Source organism: Lacticaseibacillus zeae subsp. silagei, assembly GCF_030770335.1.
GTDB lineage: Bacteria > Bacillota > Bacilli > Lactobacillales > Lactobacillaceae > Lacticaseibacillus > Lacticaseibacillus zeae.
The window spans coordinates 976,721-989,819 of record NZ_CP132484.1 but is presented as its reverse complement, the minus strand read 5'-3'; the positions used below and the strand labels follow the sequence as shown (position 1 = coordinate 989,819).

The window sequence follows — 13,099 nt, the reverse complement described above, 5'->3', positions numbered from 1 at the left end:
TATGTCTTACCCAATTAACTGGAATCTCGATTCAATCTTCCCCGGTGGCATCGACTCACCACAACTTGCCGCCCGAATCCAACAGGTAGCCGACGAACTGCCGCAACTGGAAACCCAGGTGGCTGCTTGGTCGCCTAGCGATGACGCTCCTGAGTTTACCGATTTCAAAACTTTTTGGCAACTGTTTGAAGATATCAGCAAAGGCCTAGGCACCACGGGCAGCTTTGTTGAAATGATTGCCAGCGCCGATACGACCAATTTAAAAACCGGCCCATTACAAGGTCGGCTCACCACGCTCGAGACGCGTTTTCAAAACATTAATAATCCGCTTGCCAAGAAATTAGCTGCCATGCCACAAGCCGCGTTCGATCAACTGACCGCAACAGGCAGTTTAGCGGAAAGTCGCTTCGGGCTCGCTGAAATGCGTGACCAAGCCAAGGACCTGCTTGATGACCAAACTGAAACCATGATCAATGACCTGGCAGTTGATGGGTACACCGGCTGGAGTGACCATTACACCACTTTAAGCGGCAGTCTTAAGTTTCCGGTTGTTGAAAACGGAAAAACAACCGAGCTGAGTGCCGGCCAGACGCAAAACAAGTTTGAAGGCGCGCCTGATCCTAAAGTGCGGCGGGACGTTTTCAACGTTTGGGAACACGTCTGGAACGATCATGCCAGTTTGTTTGCCGAAACGCTCAATCACATTGCTGGATTTCGGTTAACTGATTACCGCTTGCATCATTATCCGGATTATCTTTACAAACCGCTTCAATACAACCGCATGCAACGGGCCACATTGGATCAAATGTGGCACACCATCAGCGCGAATAAGGCCCCATTTGCCGCCTACCTCACCCGCAAGGCCCAGCTAACCGGCCAGCCAACCATGACTTGGCATGATCAGTGGGCGCCGGTCATCGTTGGCGATTTCAAGCCAAAAACCTATACCTTTGACGAAGCAGCCGAATTCATTGTCAGCAATTTTGCTAAATTCTCACCAAAAATGGCCGCATTCGCGAAACACGCCTTCGAAAACGGTTGGATTGAAGCTGAAGATCGGCCGGGTAAACGCGCCGGTGGCTATATGACCAGTGTACCGGATGTGAAAGAAAGCCGAATTTTCATGACTTTTGATGGCTCGGCATCTGGCGTTTCAACCATCGCCCACGAACTAGGCCACGCCTTCCACAGTGATATTTTGAAAGACATGCCGGTTCTGCGTCAAGACTACGCCATGAACGTTGCCGAAACTGCTTCGACATTCGCTGAATTAATCGTGGCCGATGCGACGGTCAAAGCCGCCACCGATCCCGCAGAAAAGCTTAACCTGCTTGATGCCAAAATGACCAATCCAATAGCTATGCTGCTGAACATTCACGCCCGCTTCCTGTTTGAAGACAGCTTCTATCAAGAGCGGGAACACGGCATTGTCAGCGTGCCGCGCCTAAAGGAACTGATGACCGAAGCCCAGCAAAAAGCTTACGCTGACGGTTTGAGTTCATTTGACCCAATGTACTGGGCGGACAAACTACACTTCTATTTTGACAATCCGCCGTTCTATAACTTCCCGTATACATTTGGCTACCTGTTCTCTAGCGGTATTTACGCCAAGGCGCAACAAACCGCAAACTTTGAAGATGATTACATCGCGCTGCTGCGGGATACGGCCAACATGTCGACAGAGGAACTGGCCAAAAAGCATCTCGGTGTTGATTTGACGCAACCGGCATTTTGGCAGCAAGGCATTGACCTAGCCGCCAAGGATGCGCAACAGTTTATGCAGTTGAGCGAGGACTACTTAAAATAATTGCTGCCCATTTCTTCTTAGTGGAAAGATTCTGATGAGACAAAAAGCCTGTTTGCTAAAATGCTAGCAAACAGGCTTTTTCGTGGGGCTATCCCATCATTTTAAGATCAACATTAACTTTTCCGTCAACACCCAACCTTATTCAACTGTGACAGACTTTGCCAAGTTACGCGGACGATCAACGTCATAGCCGCGATCGGCACTTGTGAAGTATGCCAGCAATTGCGCCGGAATGATGGTAACAAGCGGTGCCAGCAATGGATCGATGTCGTCCACAATAATCTGGTCACCTTTTTGTGCCTGACTGGCCATCGCAATGTGCAAGACTTTAGCACCACGGGCCTGAACTTCATCGGCATTACTGCGTGTGCGCGCAGCTGTGAGCGGATCGGAAATGATGGCGACAACCGGCGTATCCTTTTCGATCAAGGCAATGGTACCGTGTTTTAACTCACCAGCAGCAAAACCTTCTGCCTGAACATAACTGATTTCCTTGAGTTTCAACGCTGCTTCCAGGCTTGCATAATAATCGCCGCCGCGCCCGATGTAAAAGGCATTGCGCGTAGTTTTGAACATATCCGTCGCCAGTTCGTGGATGCGATCTTTTTGATCAATCAAAGCTTGCTGGCCAGTCGCTGCCAAACCCAATTGGTGGATGACGTCAAATTCCTTAGCTGCTTGCAGACCCTTGGCTTCCCCAACGGCTTTGGCAACCAATGCTTCAACAGCAATTTGGGCGGTGTAGGCTTTGGTCGAGGCAACCGCAATTTCCGGACCACCATGCAGCAACAAGGTAAATGTTGCTTCACGGGCAAGCGTTGAACTGCCGACATTGGTAATGGTGAGCGTCTGATAACCTTGCTTCTTAACTTCAACCAACACCTGACGAATATCAGCTGTCTCGCCGCTTTGGGTTAGGAAAATAAACAGCGGATGCTTGGACAATAACGGCTGATGATAAGCAAACTCCGAAGCAACGTGCACTTCAGCCGGGATGCCTGCCAGCTGTTCAAACAACGGGGCACCGACTAACCCGGCATGATAACTGGTGCCGGCTGCAACAATATATAGACGATCGGCTTGCTGTAAAGCCTCCATCAGGTCTTCTGGAATCACCACATGATGTTGATCATCGGTATATTTTTCAACCAAACGGCGCATTACAATTGGCTGCTCGTCAATTTCCTTGAGCATGAAGAATGGGTACGTGCCTTTGGAAACCTCACCGTCATCAACTTTAACCGTAAATGGCTTACGTTCTTCGACTTTGCCATCAAGTGTTTCGATGTGAATGGCATCAGCCGTCAGCGTCACAATTTCCTGATCCTTGAGTTCAACAAATTGGTCGGTTTCGCTCAGCATAGCCAACGCATCGGAAGCCACAACGTTGAAGCCCTTGCCCCGACCGATCAAAAGCGGGCTCTTGTTCTTAGCCACATACAGCACGGTTGGATCCAGGCGATCAACCATGGAAAAAGCGTATGAGCCTTGAATTAACTTCAATGTCTTGCGCAACGCCTCTTTGGCAGACAGGCCTTGACGGGCAAACAAGGCAATTAGCTGTACCACAACTTCAGTATCTGTGTCACTATGCAGTTCGATGTCTTGAAGGTATTGCTGCTTCAGGTCATTGGCGTTGGTCACAACCCCGTTATGCACCAGATAGAAGCGTTCGTCATTAGAAACCTGCGGATGTGCATTGGCTTCGGTCGGTCCGCCATTTGTTGCCCAGCGTGTATGACCAATCCCCATGACGCCCTGAACATCCGGTGTCACTGCTTTTTCCAAATTAGAAATATGGCCAACCCGCTTGATCAGATGGTCATGACCGGCTTGATCGTTTACATAAATGCCAGCTGAATCATACCCCCGATATTCCAGCTTTTCGAGCCCTTTAAGCAAGATTTGGGTTGCATTTTTCTTACCGATAACACCAACGATTCCACACATAGTCAACATCCTTTTCCTAATGTCTACAAATTGGTTTAGACATATTTTTTTATTGGTATCGCTAAAAACAAAGCTAACTATATGTTTTAAGTGGCCGTGTGTCAATACCAAATTTTCAATGGTATACTTTTCGTAAGAATATTGGTCTATATCTTTTTGCGAAAACGCGCTCAACTTAGACAATTCAAGGTTTGATCACCCCATATTTTCCATAAAAAAGCATTAAAAAAGCCACTGAAATTTTGCTCAGCGGCTTCTTAGACCAAACTACCATGTAACTTGACAAATATTAATCTTTTGGACTGCCCATTTCGCGCTTAACGACTGCAACGATCTGGTCGACATAACGCGATACCAGGTCTTCGGTTTTGGCTTCTGCCATCACCCGCAGCAGTGGTTCCGTACCGGAAGGACGCACGAGCACGCGGCCATCGCCAGCCATTTCTTTTTCAACCGTATCGATAGCTTCTTGAATTTCCGGATAGGCTTGCCAGTTTTCTTTATCGGCAACTTTAACGTTAACCAGCTTCTGAGGATAATCCTGAACCGGGGCTGCCAGCTCGGATAACTTCTTGCCCGTCTTTTTCATGACGTTCAGCAAGTGGATGCCAGTCAACATGCCATCGCCGGTGTTGTGATAATCAAACAAAATGATGTGGCCGGATTGTTCACCACCGATGTTATAACCGTCTTTACGCATGGCTTCAACCACATGCCGGTCACCAACCGCGGTCTGAACAGACTTCATACCATTGGCTTCAAGCGCCTTATACAAGCCGAGGTTGCTCATCACTGTGGTCACAACCGTATCTTGTTTCAGGCGGCCCTGTGACTTCATATAGCTGCCTAGAATGAACATGATCTTATCGCCATCGACAATGTTGCCTTCTTCATCAACGGCAATGCAGCGATCACCGTCGCCGTCAAAGGCCAGGCCGACATCGGCACCTTTTTCAACGACAAACTTGGCCAACGCTTGCGGATGCGTTGAACCTACGTCGGCGTTGATATTTAAGCCGTCCGGGCTGGTGGCCATCGTATCGAAGTCTGTGTCAAGATCGGCAAAAATCCGGCTAACCAAACCACTGGTAGCACCATTAGCACCGTCTAAACAAACATGAATGCCACTTAAGTCATCCGAGAGTGTCTGCTCCAAAAATTGCGTATACTTGAGCGCACCTTCAGGATAATCGTCAACGGTTCCCAGTCCCTCTGCAGCCGGACGCGGCAGGTTATCTTCCGGTGCATCTAACAAAGCTTCAATTTCTTCTTCCGTTTCGTCAGAAAGCTTGTAACCGTCTGCGCCAAAGAACTTGATACCATTGTCGGCAACCGGATTATGTGAAGCCGAAATCTGAATTCCGGCATCGGCCCCTTGGATTTTAATTAGGTAAGCAACTGCCGGTGTTGTGATAACGCCAAGATCCAGCACTTCAATGCCAACCGACAGTAATCCGGCAATCAAAGCATCTGCTAACATCTGACCGGAAATCCGGGTATCGCGCGCTACCAGAACCAGTGGCCGATGACTGGCATCCTCTTTGTGCTGAGTCAGCACATAGCCACCCGTACGCCCGAGTCGAAACGCCATTTCCGGACTCAGTTCCTTATTAGCAATGCCACGAACACCATCGGTACCAAAATACTTTGTCATCTTATTTTTTCCTCATTTCTTCCAGTGGTTATTTTTCACTTGCTGATGTGCTTTCGCTTGATGAACTTGATTGAGAACTACTGGCACTGGATGAATTCGATGAAGCGGTTGACGTGCCAGCGTTAGCATTGGTGCCCACATCATCGTTATCATTACCACCACCATTACCAGTCCCTGTGTTGCCAACACTTACCGTCACCTTAATGGTTTTCGGATCAGCCGCAGAAATACTGTCGTTGAGATCTGTCACATTAAAAGTTCGCGTGGTTGTCGACGTAATGCCACTGACATCAACCGGAACAGTTAACTTGCTCAACTTATCCAGACTTTGCTGGTCTCCATATACGGTAACCTGTTTTGTGTCTGACGACAAGGCGTACGTATGCCCGCTCGCCGCATTACCGGTTTGCTTCAACTCGATATTTACTTTTTTACTGGGTTGAGAAATCGGCAATGTCACGTGCACGGTTTGCGGTGACAGCACCACATTCATAGTATTGCCATTATCATCCAACGCTTGCAATAGCACCTCCTGGTCAACGGTCTTGCGGGTATTGTGCGCCAACGAGACATTGGCAACGACCTGGGCAATCGAATCGATCACGGAGCGTGCACCCGTCACTTCAACGGTTCGCGCCGAAAGCTTAGGGTCACCTGCCGCATAACCGGAAGCAATACTGGCCTTATTATAGCGAACCTGAATCGGCATGGTCTTATTGTCCCGCACCTGGATGTCGACAGTCACCGATTTAGGCGAAATCGAGTAGCTTAAATCCTTGTTCAAGCCTTCCGCCTTCAAATGGACGCGATGCTTGCCGACACCTAAATTGGTTAAATCAGCAACCACCCGAAAATTCTGGGTATTGGCGGTCATGGTCACTAAAGAAGCCGTTCCTGTCAGTGCAACCGATACTTTTGATGGGTACCCAGTGATGAAATACTTGTCGGTATTGGCGTTAACCTGCAACGGTACTTTCACGGTCTGAGTCTTGTTCGCTACCAAGGTTGTATCATCGTTGGCATTCTGCCGCGTATTGTTGATACTCTCAACGTTGACATAAGCGAACAACCCGATCGCGAGAAGCAAGGCTAACAACCGATTAACCCATGGCTTATCCCATAAGCGATTCATTGCTTGCCCTCCTTCTTTTTGCGTTGACTAAAAAGCCGCGAAAAGAAACTGACAACCGGATTTGGATTGGGCGCCTCTTCTTTTGGTACCAACTGAGCCGTCAAGAACTTCATGTAATCCTCACGCGTCAGGTTGCGAATCAAATTATTATTGTTCGTAATCGTGACTTCACCGGTTTCCTCAGACACAACAATCGTCAAGGCATCGGTCACTTCACTGATCCCGACAGCTGCCCGATGACGGGTACCCAGTTCCTTGGGAATCAGGTTACTGTCCGACAACGGCAAATAAGCCGCGGCCACCGCAATTCGATTGTTGCGAATGATGACCGCCCCGTCATGCAACGGCGTGTTAGGAATAAAAATGTTGATCAACAACTCGCCACTAATATCCGCATCCAGTGGAATACCAGTCTCGATGTAATCCTCAAGGCCGGTATTTTTTTGAATGGTAATCAGAGCACCGATGCGGCGTTTGCTCATGTACTGAATCGCCTTATCCAGCTCTTTGACCATACGCGTTTCGGCTTCATGTTGGTTATTGTTTGAGCGGAAAATCAACGATCCACGTCCAAGATGCTCTAGACCGCGGCGAATTTCCGGTTGAAAAATAATGACCAGCGCCGGCACACTCCAGGTAATGACCAAATCTGTCAGGTAGCCAACCGTTTTGAGTTGCAAAAACCAGGAAATAATCTTGATGGCCGCAATGACAAAAACACCTTTAAGCAGCTGCACGGCTTTGGTACCGCGAACCAGCATGATCAAACGATAAATGACGTACCAGACGACGAGGATGTCAACCAGATTAATAAGGGTGGACCAAGTTAATAAATTTGCGAGATAGGTGCGCATCCGCGTTCCTCCATTGTGGTTTGAAATCAAACTTCTGAATAATTATACCACGAGATGCCTAAACGGCGGGCGCTGAACCGAATGAAGCGGTGCTGCGGCGTTGACCGCGGAAAAATAAGCTTGCTTTTTCGACAGAAGTCGTGATAATAGCAAGTGAGTGAGTACTCACTATATTCTAAAAGAAAGCGGCTAAAATATGTCAATACAACCAGTTGTCAAAGTGACCGCCCTGCAGCAAGGTTACGGTCAAAAAATCGTCCTTAGCGACATTGATCTCTCCTTAAATCGTGGGCAGATCCTGGCTTTAATCGGTCCAAGCGGTGCGGGCAAAACAACCTTGATCCGTAGCATTATGGGCATGATACGCCCCCAATCCGGTCAGGTACTGGTTTTTAATCAACCTGTCCCTGATCGATTGCTTTTAGCGCGGATCGGGTTCATGGCCCAAACTGACGCCCTTTACGAAAGCTTGACCGGCGCTGAAAATTTAACTTTTTTTGCCAAAATGCAAGGCGTCAAGCAGACACAAATGACCGAGCAATTGCGCTACGCTGCGCATGTTGTTGACTTGCAATCTGCCCTCGATCAAAGCGTCAGAACCTACTCCGGCGGCATGAAACGACGACTATCACTTGCCATCGCGTTGATCAGCAAACCGCCACTTCTGATTCTGGATGAACCGACTATCGGCATTGATCCTGAGTTACGCCGCAAAATCTGGCATGAATTGCACCGATTGGCAAGCGATCAGGGTGTCGCGATTATTTTAACAACCCATGTCATGGCTGACGCCGAAGAAGCCGATGTGCTCATGATGATCCGCAACGGAAACGCCATCGCCCAAGGCACGCCTGACCAGCTTAAAGCAAACTATCATACAGATTCGATCGAAGCGGTCTTTTTGGCCGCAGGGAGGCAGCAAGATGCGCGTTAATGCATTAATCAGTCGTATTTTCAAAGAAATGATTCGCGATAAACGGACACTGGCACTGATGTTCATTGCGCCGTTGTTTATCATGACGTTAATCTTTTTTCTTTTCCAATCCAACACAAATACAAAAGCTGACTTAGGCGTGCGCGGTGTGGATACATCTGTGGTTCGGGACCTGGATACGGATCGAATCCGGCTCCACCATGTCGGCAAAGAAGATCCGACCATGCTCATCAAAGATCACGATTATGCTGGCATCCTGACTCAGAAAGGCAACAAACTGACACTATTACTCGCCAATGCCGATCAAGGAAAAAGTGCCCTCTTGAAACAGGGCTTACAGGCAGCAACCATCAAGCTTAAAATGCAGGCAGCAGCTACTACGATTAAAAATCAAGCAACCGCTTTACAAAAACTGGCATCAGCGTTACAACATTCCACGCGTGGAACTGCACAGGTAGCAGGGTCTCAACCGGCATCAACTGCCACTCACTACAGAATCGCAACTTATTATCGTTACGGATCGGCTAATTCGACTTATTTTGACACCTTACTGCCGATTCTGATTGGCTTCATCGTTTTCTTCTTTGTTTTCTTGATTTCCGGCATCGCGCTATTACGTGAACGCACAACCGGAACGCTTGACCGATTACTGGCAACTCCTGTGCGGCGAGGAGAAATTATTAGTGGCTATTTATTGGGCTATGGCATTTTTGCGGTGATTCAAACAATCTTGATTGTCGGCTATGCCTTGTTCGTCTTTAAAATCCAAATTCTCGGAAGCATTGCCGCAATTTTTCTAATCAACTTATTACTGGCAATCACGGCGCTTTCGCTTGGCCTACTGATTTCAACGTTTGCCAATACGGAATTTCAAATGCTCCAGTTCATCCCATTGGTCGTCGTCCCGCAAATTTTCTTTACCGGGCTGATTCCTGTGAATCAAATGCTCGGCTGGCTGCAACCGATTGCCCGCTTAATGCCGCTTTATTACGGTGCCGATGCGTTAACCGGCATTATTGCAAAAGGCCAGTCATTAAGTGTGTTGTATCCGGACGTCATTGCCCTCCTAGGCTTCTTCTTACTATTTTTAAGCCTGAATCTTGTCACCATGCGGCATTATCGACAGGTTTAAACAAATCTGACTAAAGAAGGAAGTGAACGATCGTGCAGCCGCATAATCTGACGGATCTATTCTCCTCATCGCTTGCTGAAAGCCAGTTGTCAGCCAAGCAACAAGCAGTTTTGAAAGCAAGTCTGAGCCTTTTTTCGGAAAAAGGATTTGATCGTACCAGCACAAAAGATATCGCCCACCTGGCAGGCGTTAGCGAAGGAACAGTTTATAAGCAGTTCAAAACCAAAGAAAGCATCCGCCAAGCGTTATTGGCGCCCATGATTCAACACGTTATCCCGAGCGCATTCACTGAGTTCATTCATGAAATCGGTGAGCAACACCTACCTGATCTGCATACTTTTCTAACCTTCATCGTGCATAATCGGATGGCCTTTGCCATTGCCAATCAGGCACAGCTAAGAATACTGGCCGCCACTCTTTTGCAAGATGCGGCGCTAAGCCATGCACTGGCGGAAAAGTTTCAAAAGCAATTCATGGACAAGGCCATCCACTTACTCGCCGTCTATCAACAGGAAGGTGCGCTCGTTGACTGGCCACTGACGCGCATCCTTCGCTATATTTTTGGTACCATTTTAAGTTACCTGTTGCCAGTTGTCTTGGGGATGCAATCTAGTTTTGATCTTGAGACTGCGGTTTCCGAGGCAGTGGCGTTTCTTGAGCGGGGGTTACAAACATGATAAGACCAGATATACCAGCTATAAATCGCTAAATTTTAATCACCTAAATTCGACAGTTTTGGGTGTTTTTACATCCGGCAGAACGTTAGAATGAGGTTAAACGTCTTAATAAAAGGAGCCATGTCTGAGTCATGAAAAGTGAAAAGGAGACGCGGCGCAAGTTTGCAACTGAATCGGTTGCGGATTTACTGGACGACTTGCACACAACGTCAACTGGATTAAGTCAAAAAGAAGCAGCTGCCCGCCTTGCTAAATATGGTGAAAACACAATCACCCGCGAAAAGCAAAAGTCGCAGTTGCTAGTCTTTCTGAAAAACTTTACCAGTGTGATGGCGATTCTGTTATGGGTAAGCGGGTTTGTTGCAATCCTATCCGGCACCCTGGAGCTAGGCATTGCCATCTGGCTGGTCAACGTTATTAATGGTATTTTCAGTTATTGGCAGGAACATGAAGCTCAAAAGGCAACGGACTCACTCATGAAAATGTTGCCGACCTATACGCAGGTCTACCGTGATGGCAAACTGCAACAGGTCAATGCTACCCAAATCGTACCGGGCGACGTTTTCAATCTACAAGCAGGCAATGCAGTACCGGTTGATGCCCGCCTGATCAAGGCCACCTCTGTCCAAGTTGACCAAAGTGCCCTTACTGGTGAGTCTGTTCCCGAATCCAAAAAGGTTGACTACAACGCTGGCCAAGGCGAATTCGCTGAGTCCAATCTTGTCTATGCCGGCACCACGGTTGGCGCCGGAACCGCAACGGCCATTGCTTTTGCGACTGGCATGAAAACCGAGTTCGGGCGAATCGCCGCGTTAACCCAACAACAAAAGCGGAGTCTAAGCCCGCTGCAATTAGAGCTTAATCGTCTAACCAAACAGATTTCACTCATTGCCATCAGCTTAGGCGTTCTTTTCTTTGTGGCCGCCATCTTCTTTGTCCACTATCCGGTCGCCCAAAGCTTCATTTTCGCGTTAGGCATGATCGTCGCCTTCATCCCCGAAGGCTTACTGCCGACAGTGACACTTTCGCTGGCTCAAGGCGTGCAGCGCATGGCCAAGAAGCATGCTTTACTAAAAGACTTGAACAGTGTTGAAACGTTGGGTGAAACAACGGTGATCTGCTCGGATAAAACCGGCACCCTGACGCAAAACCAGATGACGGTCGATCATATCTGGACTCGGTCACATACTTATACCGTGAGCGGCCAAGGCTATGTCAATAATGGCCATATTGAGTTAGACGGCAAACCGGTTCAATACGGCAGCAATCCTGACCTGGATCTGCTTATTCGTCTGGTCGCATTCAACAACGACACCGAAGTTGAACCAGCAAAAGGCCAAGCCCGACCGAAAATCCTTGGCACACCGACCGAAGCATCACTGGTGATTCTGGCGCAAAAGTCCGGTATCGACGTTAATGCTTATACTAAAAAATATCCGCGGCTTAAAGAGCTCCCCTTCGACTCCGATCGGAAACGGATGACCACCATCCACCAGCACGATGATCACACGCTTTCCATCTGTACCAAAGGCTCTCTTAGCGACTTATTGCCGCACTGCGACACCATTCAGGAAAACGGCAAGGTCCGGCCTTTAACCGCAGCAGACAAAGAAGCAATCGATGCCGCCAACCGCAAGTATGCTTCTCTAGGCCTTCGCTCAATTGCGACCGCTTATCGTGAAATTCCCCAAGAAGCTGATAAACAAAGTCAGCTCGACAACCTCACGATTGAGACGGCCGAAACCAAACTTACCTTTGTCGGCTTGGCCATCATGTCCGATCCACCACGTCCGGAAATTTACGATGCCATCGAGAAATGCCACCGCGCTAGCATCAAAATCATCATGGTGACTGGCGATTCCTCACTAACGGCGAAGTCCATTGCCGTTAAAATCGGCCTGACCTCCGACAAAGCGCGGGTCGTCACCGGCAGTGAACTCGATGCCATGAGCCAAGACGAACTCAAACAGGCACTGGCAGGCGAAATTATTTTTGCCCGGGTCGCGCCAGAGCAAAAATATAAAATCGTTTCTACGTTACAAGCGATGGGCGAAATCGTTGCCTCCACCGGTGACGGCGTGAACGATGCGCCTGCGTTGAAAAAAGCAGACATTGGTGTTGCGATGGGCGTCACCGGAACTGATGTCGCCAAAGACGCTGCCGACATGATTCTTACCGACGACAATTTTGCCTCTATTGTTGCCGCCATCGAAGAAGGTCGTACCGTTTACAGCAACATTCAAAAGTTCTTGGTTTACATTTTGAACTCCAACCTACCAGAAGCGGTACCATCTGCCCTCTTCCTCTTCTCGCGCGGTGCCATCCCGTTACCGTTGACCGTCATGCAAATTCTGACTGTCGACCTCGGCACCGATATGATGCCAGCGCTGGGACTAGGGTCGGAAAAAGCCGAGCCTGGCATTATGGACAAACCGCCACGCGCACGTGATGCTCACCTTATGAACCGCACTGTTTTGTGGAAGGCATTTGCCTGGTATGGCTTAATTGCATCCATCATTTCCAGCGGCGCTTACTTCTTCGTCAACCATCTAAACGGCTGGCCATTACGCGGCCTGGCAACCAGCGGATCAACCTACGTCATGGCCACGACCATGACTCTTGCCGCGATCATCTTCTGCCAGATCGCTGCCGCTATGAACTGCCGCACCGAAAATGCTTCGGTCTTTAAAGTCGGCTTGTTCACCAATCACTTGGTCTGGTTCGGTATTGGCTTTGAAATCTTTCTGTTAGCATTGCTTAGCTACACGCCATTCTTACAGAACTTGTTCCACACCGGACCGTTAGCACTCACCGACTGGCTTTTCCTGGCAATCATTCCAATTCCCCTCTTCCTAATCGAAGAAGGCCGCAAATGGCTTAATCGCCGGCGCTTATCGCGTGAAAAAGTCACGGCTACCGCCCGTGCGTCAAGTGTTACCCGTTAACAGCATACCCGTGT

Annotated in this window: 9 protein-coding genes; 5 read left to right on the top strand and 4 right to left on the bottom strand. The window is 48.6% G+C overall.

The features are described 5' to 3' along the window. Position 1 precedes the first annotated feature (1 nt). On the top strand, positions 2–1,807 hold the full coding sequence (locus LACZS1_RS04715) for a M3 family oligoendopeptidase (RefSeq protein WP_070650170.1): 1,806 nt from the start codon (positions 2–4) through the stop codon (positions 1,805–1,807). Positions 1,808–1,945: 138 nt separating this feature from the next. Here LACZS1_RS04715 and glmS read toward each other — a convergent pair whose 3' ends face one another. From glmS to cdaA, 4 genes are all read right to left on the bottom strand, one after another. Then, positions 1,946–3,757 (bottom strand): glutamine--fructose-6-phosphate transaminase (isomerizing), encoded by a 1,812-nt coding sequence (gene glmS, locus LACZS1_RS04710; RefSeq protein WP_070650171.1) that lies wholly within the window; start codon positions 3,755–3,757, stop codon positions 1,946–1,948. Positions 3,758–4,046: 289 nt separating this feature from the next. Next, entirely contained in the window at positions 4,047–5,411 is a 1,365-nt protein-coding gene (gene glmM / locus LACZS1_RS04705; protein WP_047105842.1) for a phosphoglucosamine mutase, read from the bottom strand. Between the two features lie 28 nt (positions 5,412–5,439). Next, positions 5,440–6,543, bottom strand: a complete 1,104-nt coding sequence (locus LACZS1_RS04700; protein WP_070650172.1) for a CdaR family protein — start codon at positions 6,541–6,543, stop codon at positions 5,440–5,442. Then, complete coding sequence (cdaA, locus tag LACZS1_RS04695) at positions 6,540–7,397, bottom strand: diadenylate cyclase CdaA (protein ID WP_010489262.1); 858 nt, start codon at positions 7,395–7,397, stop codon at positions 6,540–6,542. Before cdaA ends, LACZS1_RS04700 begins: the two co-directional genes overlap by 4 nt. Positions 7,398–7,593: 196 nt before the next feature. On the opposite strand from cdaA, the gene LACZS1_RS04690 reads away from it, so the two are divergent. The 4 genes from LACZS1_RS04690 to LACZS1_RS04675 all read left to right on the top strand — a co-directional run bounded on the left by LACZS1_RS04690 (position 7,594) and on the right by LACZS1_RS04675 (position 13,085). Then, positions 7,594–8,331 (top strand): ABC transporter ATP-binding protein, encoded by a 738-nt coding sequence (locus LACZS1_RS04690; protein WP_070650173.1) that lies wholly within the window; start codon positions 7,594–7,596, stop codon positions 8,329–8,331. Beyond that, on the top strand, positions 8,321–9,463 hold the full coding sequence (locus tag LACZS1_RS04685) for an ABC transporter permease (RefSeq protein ID WP_070650174.1): 1,143 nt from the start codon (positions 8,321–8,323) through the stop codon (positions 9,461–9,463). The genes LACZS1_RS04690 and LACZS1_RS04685 overlap by 11 nt, the downstream gene beginning before the upstream one ends. Before the next feature lie 32 nt (positions 9,464–9,495). Next, positions 9,496–10,140, top strand: coding sequence for a TetR/AcrR family transcriptional regulator (locus LACZS1_RS04680; RefSeq protein WP_070650175.1), 645 nt, complete (start codon positions 9,496–9,498; stop codon positions 10,138–10,140). A 131-nt stretch (positions 10,141–10,271) separates the two neighbouring features. Then, a complete protein-coding gene (locus LACZS1_RS04675; RefSeq protein WP_070650176.1) occupies positions 10,272–13,085 on the top strand; it encodes a cation-translocating P-type ATPase in 2,814 nt (937 codons plus the stop codon). Positions 13,086–13,099 lie beyond the last annotated feature (14 nt).

Bases quoted from the DNA above. Each gene is read 5' to 3' on its own strand.
- LACZS1_RS04675 (WP_070650176.1), top strand. From the start codon at position 10,272: ATGAAAAGTGAAAAGGAGACGCGGCGCAAGTTTGCAACTGAATCGGTT.
- LACZS1_RS04715 (WP_070650170.1), top strand. From the start codon at position 2: ATGTCTTACCCAATTAACTGGAATCTCGATTCAATCTTCCCCGGTGGC.
- LACZS1_RS04690 (WP_070650173.1), top strand. From the start codon at position 7,594: ATGTCAATACAACCAGTTGTCAAAGTGACCGCCCTGCAGCAAGGTTAC.
- glmS (WP_070650171.1), bottom strand. From the start codon at position 3,757: ATGTGTGGAATCGTTGGTGTTATCGGTAAGAAAAATGCAACCCAAATC.
- LACZS1_RS04685 (WP_070650174.1), top strand. From the start codon at position 8,321: ATGCGCGTTAATGCATTAATCAGTCGTATTTTCAAAGAAATGATTCGC.
- LACZS1_RS04700 (WP_070650172.1), bottom strand. From the start codon at position 6,543: ATGAATCGCTTATGGGATAAGCCATGGGTTAATCGGTTGTTAGCCTTG.
- cdaA (WP_010489262.1), bottom strand. From the start codon at position 7,397: ATGCGCACCTATCTCGCAAATTTATTAACTTGGTCCACCCTTATTAAT.
- glmM (WP_047105842.1), bottom strand. From the start codon at position 5,411: ATGACAAAGTATTTTGGTACCGATGGTGTTCGTGGCATTGCTAATAAG.